This window comes from Verrucomicrobiia bacterium (assembly GCA_035946615.1).
GTDB lineage: Bacteria > Verrucomicrobiota > Verrucomicrobiia > Limisphaerales > UBA8199 > DASYZB01.
The window spans coordinates 35,751-48,047 of the sequence record DASYZB010000137.1 but is presented as its reverse complement, the minus strand read 5'-3'; the positions used below and the strand labels follow the sequence as shown (position 1 = coordinate 48,047).

At 58.3% G+C, this 12,297-nt stretch carries 9 protein-coding genes; 4 read left to right on the top strand and 5 right to left on the bottom strand.

Annotated features, from left to right (window positions below; all coding sequences use genetic code 11):
- The first annotated feature begins 1,122 nt into the window (after window positions 1–1,122).
- Entirely contained in the window at window positions 1,123–2,031 is a 909-nt protein-coding gene (locus tag VG146_20175) for a LysR family transcriptional regulator (protein ID HEV2394675.1), read from the top strand.
- Between the two features lie 16 nt (window positions 2,032–2,047).
- Here the strand turns inward: VG146_20175 and VG146_20170 are convergent, their stop codons facing one another.
- Window positions 2,048–3,640, bottom strand: coding sequence for a peptide chain release factor 3 (locus tag VG146_20170; GenBank protein ID HEV2394674.1), 1,593 nt, complete (start codon window positions 3,638–3,640; stop codon window positions 2,048–2,050).
- 406 nt (window positions 3,641–4,046) lie between these two features.
- Here VG146_20170 and VG146_20165 point away from each other — a divergent pair, with 406 nt between their 5' ends.
- The 3 genes from VG146_20165 to argF are packed head-to-tail and all read left to right on the top strand — an operon-like array spanning window position 4,047 to window position 7,072.
- A complete protein-coding gene (locus VG146_20165) occupies window positions 4,047–4,847 on the top strand; it encodes a nitrilase-related carbon-nitrogen hydrolase (GenBank protein HEV2394673.1) in 801 nt (266 codons plus the stop codon).
- 37 nt (window positions 4,848–4,884) lie between these two features.
- Window positions 4,885–6,168 (top strand): acetylornithine transaminase, encoded by a 1,284-nt coding sequence (locus VG146_20160; GenBank protein ID HEV2394672.1) that lies wholly within the window; start codon window positions 4,885–4,887, stop codon window positions 6,166–6,168.
- Between the two features lie 4 nt (window positions 6,169–6,172).
- Window positions 6,173–7,072, top strand: a complete 900-nt coding sequence (gene argF, locus VG146_20155) for an ornithine carbamoyltransferase (GenBank protein ID HEV2394671.1) — start codon at window positions 6,173–6,175, stop codon at window positions 7,070–7,072.
- A gap of 42 nt (window positions 7,073–7,114) precedes the next feature.
- Here the strand turns inward: argF and VG146_20150 are convergent, their stop codons facing one another.
- The 4 genes from VG146_20150 to VG146_20135 form a co-directional block, all read right to left on the bottom strand.
- Window positions 7,115–8,002, bottom strand: a complete 888-nt coding sequence (locus VG146_20150; GenBank protein ID HEV2394670.1) for a TIM barrel protein — start codon at window positions 8,000–8,002, stop codon at window positions 7,115–7,117.
- Between the two features lie 82 nt (window positions 8,003–8,084).
- Window positions 8,085–8,855, bottom strand: a complete 771-nt coding sequence (locus VG146_20145; GenBank protein ID HEV2394669.1) for a glucose 1-dehydrogenase — start codon at window positions 8,853–8,855, stop codon at window positions 8,085–8,087.
- 92 nt (window positions 8,856–8,947) lie between these two features.
- Window positions 8,948–10,054: an alcohol dehydrogenase catalytic domain-containing protein gene (locus VG146_20140; protein HEV2394668.1), complete on the bottom strand. Its 1,107-nt coding sequence runs from the start codon at window positions 10,052–10,054 to the stop codon at window positions 8,948–8,950.
- Window positions 10,055–10,062: 8 nt separating this feature from the next.
- Window positions 10,063–12,132, bottom strand: coding sequence for a glycoside hydrolase (locus VG146_20135; GenBank protein ID HEV2394667.1), 2,070 nt, complete (start codon window positions 12,130–12,132; stop codon window positions 10,063–10,065).
- Window positions 12,133–12,297: the final 165 nt, after the last annotated feature.

The window sequence follows — 12,297 nt, the reverse complement described above, 5'->3', positions numbered from 1 at the left end:
GGTCGTTTCGGACAGGAGCGTCAGAAAGTGCAGCCGGTCGGTCTCCTGCCGGTAAATGGGTTTGCGCTCGTTGCCCCGAGAGGTCACGTGATAGCGTCCGCCGGGCCGTTGGATGCGTAAGGGCCGCGCCATGAGCGGAATACAAAGCGAAAGAACGTGCCACGTCAACTCCCAAATGGTCAATTATTGAGATGTGACCCTGATGTCTTCCCGATGCCGGGCCCCCAGAACGCTTTGCGGGTTGGACGTGCAGATGATGTTTCGGTGTCGTTCACGCGCGAGATTTCACCCAACTCTGATTATGCGACTGCAGTTGCATACCCCCGCCCGGATTTTCCGTCGCCCCGTTTTTCTAACCTGTTCATTATCAGCCTGGACCTGCTCCATCTTAACCCCTCCGGTCCGCATATGGCAAGGTCTAAAATTGGTTGTCGATGATCGGTTTTCACCCTCGCAGCAGTGAGCTATGACGGTTCAGCCGCAAAAGAACGCAAAGAACGCAAAGATTTTCACTTTGCATAGTTCCCTACGCCACCACGCTTCGCGGACGGGGGCGCCGTTGGCAAACTCGGCGCGGACCTTCTCGAGGGCGCTCTCGACGGTCAGGCCGTATTTGCGGCGCAGGTCCTCGACGGTCGAGGCGTGCTCGATGAATTGGTCGGGCAGCCGATTTGAACAACCGGCAGGGAGATGCGTTTTTGGTTGAGGAATTCCAACACAGCGCTTCCGTACCTCAAGGACAAGGGGCAGAGGATCGTAGACATCGCAACGAAATAGAGCAGGGCCTGCCTGGGCGGTGGGCGGTGGGCGGTGGGCAGTGGTACGTCCGTGGATTGGCAATCCGCGATGCGGCAGTTGCCAGTCAGCGCAACTGGCGGTACCGCCGGTTGCGCTTGTACCGACTTTGTCACTGGCCGTGCCATCATCTCAGGCCCAGCGACAAAGCCTGGACCAAATCCATGTAGGAGACGACGTAAGGAGTCTCTGATCAACGGGTTCCGGAGGTGCGGAGGCCGAATTTGATCAGAGACTCCTCGCGTCGTCTCCTACAATGACTTACGGAGGACTTCGGCATTGGCTGTGCCATTATCTCGAATGTAAGAAAACATAAGTTGACTGACTTTGAGCGATTTTGTATTTCATGGTCTTATGCAAATCGAGAGCCTTAAGATGTTCTGCGACCTGGCGGAGACGGAGAGCTTTACCAAGGCGGCCCAGATCAACCAAGTGACCCAGTCGGCGGTGAGCCAGCAGATCAGTTCGCTCGAACGGGTGTTCAAATCGCTTCTCATCGAGCGGAGCAAAAAGCGGTTTCGGCTCACGCGCGAAGGCCAGGTGCTGTATGATTACAGCAAACAAGTCCTGCAGACTTTTGATGCGCTGCAAAACAAGCTGCAGGAAATCAAAGATATTATTTCCGGGACCATCCGGGTGGCGACGATCTACAGCATTGGGCTTCATGATTTGCCCCCTTACATCAAGCAATTCCTCAAGAGCTATCCGACAGTCAACGTGCACGTCGAGTACCGGCGGGCCAACCAGGTTTATGAAGATGTCATCGGCAACGTGGTCGATCTGGGATTGGTGGCCTACCCGGTCCGGGACAGCAAGCTGGAGATTTATCCGCTGCGCAAGGACCCGCTGGTGCTGATCTGCCATCCCCAGCATCCATTCGCCAAAAGCAAGGGCGTCCGGCTCAAGGCCCTTTCCGGCCAAAAATTTATCGGCTTTGAACCCGACATCCCCACCCGCCGCGCATTGGACAAAATCCTCAAAGACCATGGGGTGCAGGTCCAGCACGTGATGGAGTTTGATAATATTGAGACCGTCAAAAGGGCAGTCGAAATCGATGCCGGGGTGGCCATTGTGCCGCAGGGCACGGTGGTGCAGGAAGTGTCAAAGGAAACACTGGCCCAGGTCGCGCTCGAAGACGGCGATTTTCACCGGCCATTGGCCGCTATCTACAAAAAGAACAAAGTTCTTTCTCCTGCCATGAAGGAATTCCTGGGCGTTTTGAAAGAGGCAAAGTAGCTGCCGAGGTTGCAGATCATTGCGTCTGCTCTTCTACCGGCAGGGCGGATAGACGCACGTCGGGATTGCGTTGGGCGAAGAAATCGCAACTCCACTGCTCGGCAAACAGGATGACCGGCTTATTGGCGACATCGAAGGCCAGGTGCGCGCCCGTCGGCAGCTTGGTTTCATCAATCGCCTCGCCTTCCTCTGTGGCGGCCCAGCGCAAGACTTTCCAAGGACCCGGTTCGAGGCGGGATTGGGCCCCATATTCGCTCTGCAAGCGGTACTGAACGACTTCAAACTGCAAGGGGCCCACAGCGCCCAGCAAGGGCGCCCGCTGGCTGCTGTCCTTGAGCCGAAATGATTGGACAACTCCTTCCTGCAACAGTTGTTCGAAGCCTTCACGAAAACGCTTGAATTGCGCCGTGCTGGGGCTCTGCAGCCACGCAAAGCACTCGGGGGTGAACCTGGGGATTTCCTTATAAACGAGCGATTCATCCTGCGCCAATGTGTCGCCGATGCGGAACTCGGCATGCCCGACCAAGCCCACTACGTCGCCCGGATAGGCCTGGTCGATTGTCTCGCGGTCGCGTCCGAAGAGTTTATGAGAACTTGATAAACGAACCTTTTTGCCGGTGCGCGTATGCACCACCGTCATATCGCGCTCGAACAAACCCGAGCAAACGCGCACGAAGGCGAGGCGATCTCGATGCCTGGGGTCCATGTTGGCCTGAATCTTGAAAATGAAACCCGAGAAGGCCGTCCCCTGGGTGGGTATGAGACGTCCATTGACGGAGCGCGCGCGGGGGGCCGGCGCCAGTTCCAGGAAAGAATCCAGGAGCAGTTGCACGCCGAAATTATTCACGGCGCTGCCGAAGAAAACGGGAGTCAATTCCCCCGCAAGAACTGCTTCATGCTCGAAGGGCGCTCCGGCCCCTTCGAGCATGGCCAGCTCTTCAACCGTTCGGGCATAAACATCAGGGCTCATTTGGTCCCGTACCAATGGATCAGAGAGACCATGCACTGACACCGGCGCGCGATATTCACCCCCAGGCACCCGTTCAAAGAAATGCACCAGCTTTGCCTTTCGATCAAAAACGCCACGGAAATCCTGGCCGTCGCCCAAGGGCCAATTCACCGGGAATGCCGCGATGCCCAGGACGCGCTCGAGCTCATCCAGCAACGAGAGCGGCTCGCGCGAGGGCCGGTCCATCTTGTTCATGAAGGTGAAAATGGGAATGCGCCGCTGGCGGCAGACCTCGAATAGTTTGCGTGTCTGGCTTTCGATACCCTTGCCGGCGTCGATCACCATTATGGCCGCGTCCACAGCCGTCAGCACCCGGTAGGTGTCCTCCGAAAAATCTTTGTGGCCCGGGGTATCGAGCAGGTTGATGCAATAACCGCGATACTCGAATTGAAGCACCGTCGAGCTCACCGAAATCCCCCGCTGGCGCTCCAGCTCCATCCAATCCGACGTGGTGGCGCGCTGGTTCTTGCGCGCGGTCACCGACCCTGCCAAATGCACTGCGCCACCGTACAAGAGGAATTTTTCCGTCAATGTGGTTTTGCCGGCGTCGGGGTGCGAAATGATCGCAAAGGTGCGCCGGCGTGAAATTTCAGCTTGCATTAAAAATATTAAAAATTGTAATCGAGTTGAGAAACGGCCAAATGGCGAAAGCAGCCTGGAAAGGCGCTGCGATAAATCCTGGCGAAATCCCAGGATGGCCCGGATGGGGTGCCTCAGCTAAGGTGGAGTGGGGAAAAGAGGGGCGGCTGCGCTTTCGAATGAAACCGAACGCGCGCGGCTGGCACTCTGATAGACTGAGAATTGCACTGGTTGGACTCTACTCCAAGACGCCCTCAAGGTAAAGGAGAAGTTGCAGTTAATGAGTTAATGACGGGGGATGAAACGGGGGAAAAATCTCAGGGTCCGGGGGTTTTGGGACCAGGCGCCGCAAGTCCACTTAAATGCGCTGCTGGGCGCGGCTTGGTCACTCTGGCCAAGAACGCCGTCTCGCAATAAGCTTGGCGCAATGAATGTAGTGGCTCTCCAGCTTGATAGCGCCTGGGAAGATAAGCCGGCCAATTTTGCAATTGTGCGGGGCCTCTTGGCAAAGGCGCCCCCGCCGAAGGGTTCACTTGTGGTGCTGCCCGAGATGTTCGCCACCGGCTTCAGCATGAACACAGGGGCTATCGCCGAGGCGTATGGGGGAGAAACGGAGAACTTCCTGGCCGAGTTGGCCAGACAGTATGACGTTTGCCTGGTTGCGGGCGCGGCAATGCGTGGGCGCGACGGGCGCGCTCGAAACAAGGCCCTGGTATTCTCGAACACCGGCAAACTGCTGGCCTTCTACGCCAAAATGCGGCCATTCACTCCGGGGGGCGAGTCCGAGCATTATGTTGCCGGTGAAAAACCGGTGGCGTTCCGATGGGCGGATTGCTCCGTATGCCCTTTTGTTTGTTACGACCTGCGCTTTCCGGAACTGTTCCGCCAGGCCGCCCTCGACCACCAGCCCGAGCTCTTCGTGGTTATTGCCAACTGGCCCGAAAAGCGATTGCAGCATTGGGTGCGCCTGTTGCAAGCTCGCGCCATTGAAAACCAGGCTTACGTGGCCGGCGTCAACCGCGTCGGTTCCGATCCTTTCTACTCCTATCCTGGCCGCTCATTGGTCGTCGATTTTAACGGCGACATCCTGGCCGATGCCGGCACGAGCCAAGGCTCGACACGTGCCGCTTTGGATTTGGCCGCTTTGCGGAAGTACCGGCAGGGCCTGCCTTTTCTAGCGGATATGAGAAATCAATTTCCTCCTTCCCTCGGCGCGGTTTCCAGGTAAAGTGCTGTCTCTTTTGCTTCCTGGGAATGCCTCGAGTATGAAAGAAATTGTTCCGGCGCCCCCGCCGATTGTGCGCAACGACGCCGCTGCGGTGCAGAAGCTTTTTCAGCAGCACGTGGTTCCGAGTTATGGCCGGTTCGACCTGGTGCTCAGCCACGGCGCCGGCAGCTACGTCTATGACGTGAGCGGCAAGCGCTATCTCGACCTCGGTGGCGGCATAGCCGTTTCTGCCCTTGGGCATGCGCCCGAGGCGATTTCGTCCGCCCTTATCGAGCAGTCGCGCAGGCTCGTGCATGTCTCGAATTTCTACTACCATGAACCCCAGGGAAAACTGGCCCAGGCATTGTCCAGCCACATCGGGCCGGGCAAATGCTTTTTCTGCAACAGCGGAGGTGAAGCCAATGAGGGGCTTTTTAAACTGGCGCGCAAATTTGGCCATGACGAGGGCCGGTTCGAGATTCTTACCACGTTGAATTCGTTTCATGGGCGGACGCTGGCCGGCATCGCCGCAACGGGCCAGGAGAAGGTCAAGAAGGGGTTTGAACCGATGGTCGCCGGATTCCGGCAGGTGCCCTACAACGATCTCGATGCGATGCGGGCTGCGCTGTCGCCTGCCACAGCGGCCATTCTGATCGAGGGTGTGCAAGGCGAAGGCGGGGTGCAACCGGCCACACCGGACTATTTACTCGGTTTGCGACAGTTATGTGATCAAAGGAAACTGCTCTTGCTCATGGATGGCGTTCAGGATGGCCACTTCCGCACCGGGCGTTTTCAGAGTTTTCAACGCATCATCGAGTCCGTCGAGGGCGGCGAGTTTTTGCCCGACGGCCTTTCGATGGCCAAATCCCTCGGGGGCGGTTTTCCCATAGGCGCTTTTTGGGTGCGGGCGCCGTATGCGGATGTTCTGGGCGCAGGGACCCACGGCAGCACCTATGGCGGCTCACCCCTGGCTTGCGCTGTGGCATTGAAAATTCTGGAAGTCATCCAACGCGATGGCTTGGCCGACAATGCCCGGCGCATCGGCGATTTTCTCAAGAACGGTTTGCAAGCCCTCGCGCAAAAGCATCCCGGAGTAATCCGCCAGGTGCGCGGGCTCGGGCTGATGTTGGGAATCGAGTTGGTCCCGGACCAGGCGCGATTGCCGGGCGAGAGCACCCGAACACAGGCGGTGCGGTTTGTGGACCTGCTGCACCGGGCGGGGCTCCTGGCCATTCCTGCAGGCGCCCAGATTATCCGGTTGCTCCCGCCGCTGAACCTGAGCCCAGCCGAGGCCCAGGAAGGGCTGGGAATTGTCGAATCGGTGTTGGCAGGTCTTGGATGATAGCATGAAACACCTGTTGAGTATCGAAAAGCTGGCGCGGGCCGATATGGATTCCATTCTGACTCGCGCGGTTGAGTTGAAAAAGAAACCAGGCAGGGCATCGAACCAGCCTTTGAGCGGGCAAATCTGGGCCATGCTTTTTGCCAAATCCTCCACGCGCACCCGCATCTCATTCGAGGTCGGCATCCGCCAACTTGGCGGTAATGTGATTTTTCTGCCCGCAACAGAAATCCAACTCGGGCGCGGCGAACCGATCAAGGATACCGCCCGCGTTTTGGGCCGGATGATGCAAGGCGCCGTCTTTCGGACTTTTGCCCAAAGCGATCTCGAGGAGTTCGCCCGGTTTGCGGGGATTCCCACGATAAACGCGCTCACCGACGAGGAGCATCCCTGCCAAATCCTGGCGGATGTCTTAACGTATCAGGAAAAACGCGGCTCAATCCAGGGCAAAGTGGTCACGTTTATCGGGGACGGCGCCTGCAATGTCGCAAACTCGTGGATTTTTGCCGCCGCCCGGCTCGGCTTCGAGTTGCGCATTGCGGCGCCGAAGGCCTTTCAACCCGCAACGGCACTGCTGCAACGGGCCGGGGGGAAGGTCACCTGCACCACGGACCTGAAGGCAGCCGCCAAAGACACCGATTTATTATATACCGATGTGTGGGTATCGATGGGAAAGGAAGCTGAATCGGCCGAGCGCATCCGGCAATTAACCGGCTATCAGATCAACGCGTCTCTGATCGGTCTCGCCCGGCCAGGCGCGCTGGTGATGCACTGTTTGCCCGCCTATCGAGGCAAGGAGATTGACGAGGAAACCTTTGAAGCCAATGCGCAAACCATTTTCGATCAGGCCGAAAACCGGTTGCACGCGCAGAAGGGCGTCTTGGAGTGGCTGGCAGGAGGATGAAGGCTGCTCAAAAGACCGCCGCCGCTCGCAGCAGGCGCCGATTTAAACGTCGCAGATTTCCACACCCTGCTTGAGGGAAGCCAGCACGTCGCTGCGCTTGGGAACAAACTCCTGCGCAACGAACCCTTTGAAACCGCTCTCGACGATGGCCCGCATGACTGCCGGGTAATAAATCTCCTGGGTCTCATCAATTTCGCCACGGCCCGGCACGCCGCCGGTATGATAATGGCCCAGGTACTGATGGTTCTCGCGAATGGTGGCGATCATGTCTCCCTCCATGATCTGCATGTGATAAATATCGTAAAGGAGCTTGAAATTATCGGAGCCGACGCGCTTGGCCAACTCAACGCCCCAAGCGGTATGATCGCACATGTAATCTTTATGGTCCCGCTTGCTGTTGAGCAGTTCCATGCAAGCAGTGACCTTGTACTTCTCGACGATGGGCGCAATGCGTTTAACCCCAATCTCGCAATTCTCCAGGCCCTGCTCGTCGCTCATCCCTTTGCGGTTCCCGGAAAAACAGATGATGTTCGGATACCCATACTCCGCCACAATCGGCGCCGTCTTCTCGAAAAACTCCACAATCCGATCGTGATTCTCCTTCCGGTTCAACCCGCTGCCGATGCCACCCGGCACCCCGCTGACCATCGCGCACACCAGGTCATGCTTCTTGAGAAGCGGAAAGTCCGGCACCTCGAGCAAATCGATCGATTGCAGCCCAATCTGTTTGCACGCCACGCAAAAGTCTTCCAGCGGGATTTTCCCGTAGCACCATTTGCAAACCGACGGGTGAATGCGGTACTTGAGCTTCGAACCGACCGCGTCGTCGGCGGCCTCAAGGCGGCGGGATAAACTGGCGGCAGCCGCGAGCGCCACGGTGCCACCGGTGACTTTGCGCAGAGCCGAGCGGCGAGAAATTTTTTGCTTCATGGGGCGATACTATACCCGCCCGCATACGATGGCACGGACTTTTTGGCCGGCCAAGATTACCATATTTCTGAGCCATCTGCGCTCAATACTTCGTCACCTGTTGCGTCATCCCGCCATCCATGTAGTAGGTGCTCCCGGTGACGTAATCGGCTTCAGCGCTTGCCAGAAAAACGGCCAGCGATGCCACCTCCTCAGGTTTACCGAAGCGGCCCCAAGGGATTTCGCCAATGGCCTTCTGTTTTTCCTGCGGGTTCTCAAGGACCTTTTGGTTTATCGGCGTCGCAATCGCCCCGGGGGCAATATTATTGACGTTGATCTTATAAGGGGCAAGTTCGATGGCCAAATTGCGCATCATCATCCGGATAGCCCCTTTCGAGGCGCAATAGGCTGTATAGCGTGGAAACGGGATGTCCTCATGCACCGACGAGATGAACAGGATTTTGCCGCCTTGCCCCTGCTTGACCATCTGGCGGGCCCCCGTCTGGCTGACCACAAAGCTGCCATACAGATTTACCCCGATGACCTTGCTCCATTCCTCATCTGTAAGATCGATGAAAGGCTTGTTAATCTCGATGCCGGCATTGTTCACCAGGATATCGACACGGCCAAATCTGGCGACGGTCTGCTGAAACATCTGCTCCACCTCAGCGCGTTGGTCCACGTTGGCGCCGATAGCAATGGCGCTCTGCCCGTTTTGGGTGAGTTTGCCGGCCAGTTCAGCCCCGTTGTGCTTGCCCCCGGGGTGATAATTGATCACTACCCGGCCTCCTCCCGCCGCGAATCGCTCTGCAATCGCCGCGCCGATGCCACTGCCCGCGCCGGTGATCACCGCCACTCTATCCTTTAACCTCATATTCCCTCCAGTTTTGCCCGCTCACATCTGGCCCAATCGCCTATAACCCGGCAAAAGTCAACCTTGCAAGGCGAAGCTGTCGCGAGGCGAAGCTACGCTTTGACGTTGATAAACGTTTTCACGGCGCGATTGCCGGCGGCCATCGACTGAAACAGCTCAGGCAGCCGGCTCAGAGGCCATTGACCATCGACAAAGTCCGCAGCGTTGATGATCCCGCTTTCGATTAATTCCAACGCGCGGCCCACCGCGCGCGGCGTGTGATGGAAACTCGCAACCAGCGTCAGGTTCGAATAGTGAATCAAGCCCGTATCCAGCGCCACCTTTGTGCCGGCGGGGCAGCCGCCGAAAAAGTTGACCAATCCGCCCTTGCGCGTCAAGGGCACCGCGGCTTCCCATGTCTCAGGTTTGCCCACCGCCTCGATAACGACATCGAACGGTGAGCCCGGCAGGCTCCCAGGCTCCAGTTCATCGCCGGTTACCACGGGGATTGCTGTCTCGGCCCCAAGCCGGCGCGCCGTTTGCAAACGGCCTTCGCCGCGTCCGGCCACGGTCACTGTGCAGCCGAGCTGGCGCGCCAGCACAACAAACATTAAACCGATTGGACCCGCGCCCAGCACCAGCACGCGCTGACCGGCCCGCAACTTTGCATCCTCAATGCCCTGCACGACACACGCCAACGGCTCGACGAGCGCCGCATCGCGGAAAGCCGTCCCCGGCTTGAGCGGCCACAGATTCTTCTGCACGATTCGCGCCGGAACAACAATCGATTCTGCGTAAGCGCCATTGAGGAACAGCAGGTCGTCGCACAGGTTCTCCTGGTTGGCGCGGCAATAAAAGCAGTTGCCGCAAGGGGCCGAGTTGGCCACCACCACCCGGTCCCCGATTTTGGGAGCTGGGCGCAGGCTCGCGCCAACGGCGCGAGCGACGAATTCGTGTTCGGCACTTCCAGCACCCGGACCGGGGGTTTGCGCCGTTTCCTCTGGGGCTTGCGTTTCGGAAATCACCCCGGCCAGCTCATGGCCGAAGACCGCCGGGGGAACAATCATGCGCGCATGATAGCCGCGCTTGAAGACCTTGAGGTCGGTCCCGCAGGTCAGCGCGGCCTCGATTTGGATTCGCACTTCACCCGGGGCCAGCGCGCGCGGCAGGACTTGTTCCACCCGCACATCTTCCTGCCCATAAAGGATGGCCGCTCTCATAGGGCGTGTTATCGAGCCAAAGGCGCCAAACCGAGCAGCGAATTGTTTTCCCGCGCCGGTTTTAATGTTTGGGCTGCATCCTGTCGGGGAGGCGGCAATGTTTCGGAAAACCGAAAATTCTTTGTTTTGATTCTGCTTTTGACCTTTCCATCGACGAGCGCAAGGGATTGTTCAATCCTCGGTCCCTTGACTGCGAAGCCGTTTTTAGGCAGCGACCAGCTTGTACCCTTCACCTTCACCAGGGCGGGCTGCGCACCGAAGTTCACCACCACTTCTGTGCCATCGCTAAACCGGGTGCGTTGCACCGCGCGATCGGGTGTGAGAAACTCATGGCTCAACATTTCGGTGCCGGCGACGATTTCGTGCAGTTTGCAAGTGTTGCGATAGGTGCGCAGGAACGTCTCACGCGCAGTTTGCCAGGAGCCTTCTTTGTTAGCCCAGAGCAGCGGGATGGTGCCGTAAAGAACGTTGAAGGCGTCTTTCTTGGGCGTCACTTCCGGGGCGGCTTCCAGGAGGAAATCGCTCGAATCACCCCAATACCAGGTCGATACGACACAGTCATGGAACACCAGTTCCCACAACGGCACCCGCGTGGCGTGACCGATGCCCCAGGTCTCGTATTCGGCCCAGGAACCGAACTTGCCCCCATGCGGATTTTCGAATTGCTGGTCTTTGGATTTGGGACGGAGCAGCCAGCCGGAAGGCCAGGAATAAGAGCCGCCGCTTTGCATGCCTTCGATATAATCCAGCTCCGGCACCGCCCAATACCGGCCATGCTCGCCACCCATAATCAGCCCGAGCGAACGGGCATAGCCCAGCAAATGCACCCCGCACTGGCGCTTGGCGCTGCGCGTTAAGGGGTGCTGCGGATCGTAGCATACGTAAAGGTCCTCGGCGGTCGTGACGTCGATGAACCGCCCCAGGAACGGGTATTGCCCAAGCACTTCGGGAATCACCACCTTCGCTGCGGCCACCCACAGGGCAGGACAACGCTTCATGTATTGTTTTTTATCCCAGGTCAACCATGCCTTCATGCGCTCGCCGTCTGCCTTTAGCACAACATCCTGGGGCAGATGGCCATGATGCGCATCTATGGGCTTGCCCGGTTCCACCTGGAGGATGTCGGTGTAATTGTCATATTCGCTCGTGATGAAGCCCAGAGCGTTGATTGCTTTCATCTCCTCCGCGGACGCGCGCCCTTGGATAATCATCTTCTCGACACCGGCGGCTTTGGCCTCGCGCGCAAACTTGAGCGAGGCATTTCCCCAAACGTCTGGCGCCCCGAACAGGCGCGTGAGGTTGGGATTTTTCTTCAGTTTTTCTGCAAAGGTGACCAGCAACCCCTGTTCCCGCGCGTATTGGCGGAAGCGCTTGGCGAGGGTGACATAGCCGCCGCTGGATGCAAAATGGTAAAAGAACCGGCGAGGATAGCGGAACTGCCCCTGGCTCGCCTGGAACCCGGCTTGAGGCATCCACAGTTCCTGCTGTTGGCCGGGTGCTTGCACCAGCCGGATACAGGCATCGTCATCGGTCTCGACAACCAGCGCGTAACCACGGCCAGTGCGCAGGTCGCAAACACCTGCCCACGGCATGTCAATGGACCAAAGATTGAACCAGGCGCGTTGCGGCTTCGAGTTCAGTGTGTACAGGTGGCCGTCGGAATAATCCGCCACCACCAAATAGGCATTGGTCGATTCCAGCACGAACGGTTGCAGTGGGAAAAAATCGTGAATACTCTTTTGCCGGTCCGGCAGGTCAATCGCCACGAACAAATCCGCGCCGCGCTCGCGCAGGCTGAGGGTCAGGCTGCAGCGATTAGTGTTGCCAGCGCGAAGAGGGGCATCAAAAACCAATCGCCGGGGTGCGCTCCCATCCTTTCGCGCGTTGCGGAAAACAGGCCCAGGCCCCTGGCCTGCAGAATTGCTCCATTCGTGACCTCCGTCCTTCGGCTTGACCGAAATGACACCGGTTTCAGGCCGGACCGTCACAATCAAAGAGCGATTCTCGATCTGCCAGGCATCCGCCGTGGCCGCCACGCCATTAAACGCGGGCAGATAAAATGCCAATAGGCCGGCCATGATACAGGGTGTGCTTCCAAGAAGTTGTGCGCGCATAAGGTTAGACGGGGGCCATCGCGTGAGCGGCGCCCCATCTCGCGTCATCCTAGCCACTGTCCTTAAAAAGGAACAGGACGATTCAAACAGGGAGGGTGTTGCTGCTGGCTGGCGCGTGAAAACGTGCCG